Source organism: Thalassospira sp. UBA1131, from assembly GCF_002311515.1.
Classification (GTDB): Bacteria; Pseudomonadota; Alphaproteobacteria; order Rhodospirillales; family Thalassospiraceae; genus Thalassospira.
In genome coordinates this window covers 35,749-37,907 of record NZ_DCAO01000110.1, presented here as the reverse complement: position 1 = coordinate 37,907, position 2,159 = coordinate 35,749, and the positions used below count along the sequence as shown (strand labels likewise).

Here is a 2,159-nt window from a genome sequence, read left to right as displayed (position 1 = left end):
AGCGACCCGTCGCCGCCGGCAACAAACAAACGTTGATGGGCACGGACCTTGCGGGCCAGTTCGCGGGCGTGACCGGGATGGGTGGTTTGCAGCAATTCCACCTTGATGCCGGCATGTTGCAATATCTGGGATAAAAACCGCTGTTTATTGCCACCGGCACGTGGATTGAAGATGACAGTCAAATCCGCATCGGTCATTTGGACCCACTTCCGAAATAAAAATGAAATAAATTTTTCACAGCACCTACCATATGAAATAAAACATGTAACAGTTGCTTTACAGAACTGCGAAATTTCTGTGAACGGGTTATATAATCGAACGATTTGTTTTAAACCGATACTGGCTTGGAACAGTATTCGGCAAGACAAACTGTCGAATTCCAGCCATCCTTTTGGCAGGATACGGAGGAGCGGCAATGACAGCGATGACGCTGCAACCGCATTACCGCACGGTCTGGATTTCAGACGTCCATCTGGGGACACGTGGATGTCAGGCAGACCTTCTATTGAATTTCCTCAATGAAGTAACGGCAGACACCTATTATCTGGTGGGTGACATTATTGACGGCTGGCGCCTCAAGAAAAGCTGGTACTGGCCGGAAAGTCATCATGCCGTGATCACGACAATCATGGAAAAGGCAAAGAATGGCGCCAAAGTCATCTTCGTCCCCGGAAACCATGATGAATTCGCCCGCGAGTTTGTCGATATGACCTTTGGCCATGTCGACGTTAAAATGAACGATATCCACGTCACTGCCGATGGCAAGCGCCTTTTGGTCATCCATGGCGATGAGTTTGACGGGGTCGTCAAATACGCAAAGTGGCTGGCCTACCTTGGAGACACCGCCTACAACCTCGCCATTACGCTCAACCGCTATTTCAACGGCGTTCGCCGCCGGCTTGGTTACGGGTACTGGTCGCTTTCGGCCTATCTTAAGAACCGGGTGAAGAACGCGGTTCAGTTCGTCTGCAACTTTGAAAATGCCGTCGCCCACGAGGCCGCCAAACGCAAGGTGGATGGCGTGGTCTGCGGTCATATCCATCACGCCGAAAAACGCAAGATCGGCGATGTGCTGTATTGCAACGATGGTGACTGGGTTGAAAGCTGTACGGCCCTTGTCGAAGACAAGGAAGGCAAGCTTGAACTGCTGCACTGGGCCGAAATGCGCCAGATGGCAATGAGCCATTCAAGCCCGGGTCACGATGCGGCAAGCGCCCCGTCGCTTGGCCTTGGCAAACTGATTTCCATGTTTCGTATCGCCCATGAAGCGGGCAACTCTGCATCGGGCTCTTCGAAAAAGGGCAATGATGCACCGATTGGAAAGACTGCATGAAAATACTGATCGTAACCGATGCCTGGTATCCGCAGGTCAACGGTGTTGTCCGTACCCTTGAAACCGTACGGGGCGAGTTGGGCGAGATGGGACATGACGTTCATGTCATCTCGCCCGATCAGTTTAAAACCATCCCCTGCCCGACTTATCCGGAAATCCGGCTGGCGCTTTTTGCCAAACGCAAAATGGCCAAGATGATCGAGGCCCTTCATCCGGTCGCCATCCACATTTCCACCGAAGGCCCGTTGGGTCAGGCCGCACGGGCCTATTGCCTTAAGCGTGGCATTCCGTTTTCGACCGCCTATCACACGCGCTTCCCGGAATATATTCACGCCCGCTGGCGCCTGCCGCTCTCGATCCTTTATCGCGGCATGAAGCATTTCCACGGCAAATCGCAATCCGTCATGGTGGCAACCGAAACCCTGCGTCAGGAACTGTCCGACTGGGGCTTTAACAACCTGCAAATCTGGTCGCGCGGTGTGGACCTGGACCTGTTCCGGCCCCGACCAGACGCCAGTTTTGGCGATTTCCCGAAACCGCACTGGCTGTTTGTCGGCCGGGTTGCGGTGGAAAAGAATATCGGCCATTTCCTGGATCTTGATCTGCCGGGCACGAAATTCGTTGTCGGCGATGGCCCGCAGCTAAATGAGCTCAAGGGCAAATATCCCAACGCGCAGTTTCTCGGCAAAAAAATCGGTGAAGAACTGGCAACGGCCTTTGCCGCCGCCGACGTCTTCGTCTTCCCCAGCAAGACCGATACTTTTGGCCTTGTGATCCTTGAAGCCCTGGCATCGGGCACCCCGGTTGCGGTTTTCCCGGTTCAGGG

3 protein-coding genes are annotated in these 2,159 nt (G+C 53.8%); 2 read left to right on the top strand and 1 reads right to left on the bottom strand.

Going from position 1 to position 2,159, the window contains the following annotated elements:
* Positions 1-197: acylglycerol kinase family protein (locus B3Z49_RS18660; RefSeq protein ID WP_296993577.1), on the bottom strand; the 197-nt coding region annotated here is incomplete at its 3' end.
* A gap of 218 nt (positions 198-415) precedes the next feature.
* On the opposite strand from B3Z49_RS18660, the gene B3Z49_RS18655 reads away from it, so the two are divergent.
* Together B3Z49_RS18655 and B3Z49_RS18650 are read left to right on the top strand one after the other, a co-directional pair.
* On the top strand, positions 416-1,333 hold the full coding sequence (locus B3Z49_RS18655; RefSeq protein ID WP_296993575.1) for a UDP-2,3-diacylglucosamine diphosphatase: 918 nt from the start codon (positions 416-418) through the stop codon (positions 1,331-1,333).
* The coding region (locus B3Z49_RS18650) for a glycosyltransferase family 4 protein (RefSeq protein WP_296993573.1) at positions 1,330-2,159 on the top strand (830 nt) is incomplete at its 3' end. The genes B3Z49_RS18655 and B3Z49_RS18650, both read left to right, overlap by 4 nt.